Source organism: Streptomyces griseicoloratus (assembly GCF_014534645.1).
GTDB classification, from domain to species: domain Bacteria; phylum Actinomycetota; class Actinomycetes; order Streptomycetales; family Streptomycetaceae; genus Streptomyces; species Streptomyces griseicoloratus.
In genome coordinates this window covers 1-238 of sequence record NZ_JACVQF010000062.1, presented here as the reverse complement: position 1 = coordinate 238, position 238 = coordinate 1, and the positions used below count along the sequence as shown (strand labels likewise).

1 protein-coding gene is annotated in these 238 nt (G+C 69.7%); it reads left to right on the top strand.

Annotated features, from left to right (window positions below; all coding sequences use genetic code 11):
- Positions 1–238 (top strand): AMP-binding enzyme (locus H0H10_RS02215; RefSeq protein ID WP_188179078.1); only part of this gene is annotated, 238 nt, incomplete at both ends.

The window sequence follows — 238 nt, the reverse complement described above, 5'->3', positions numbered from 1 at the left end:
GGTCCTGGCCGGCCATCCGCAGGTTGCGCGGGTCGCTGTCATCGGGCGGGAGGACACGCCCGGCGACAGCCGTCTGGTCGCCTACGTCACCGTGGACGATGACGGGGCGGAGGACGAACTTGCTGCGACGCTGAGGAAGTTTGCGGCAGCCCGTCTTCCGGAGCACATGGTGCCCTCTGCGGTGGTGGTCCTTGACGCGCTGCCGTTGACCGCCAACGGCAAGCTCGACCGCAGGGCG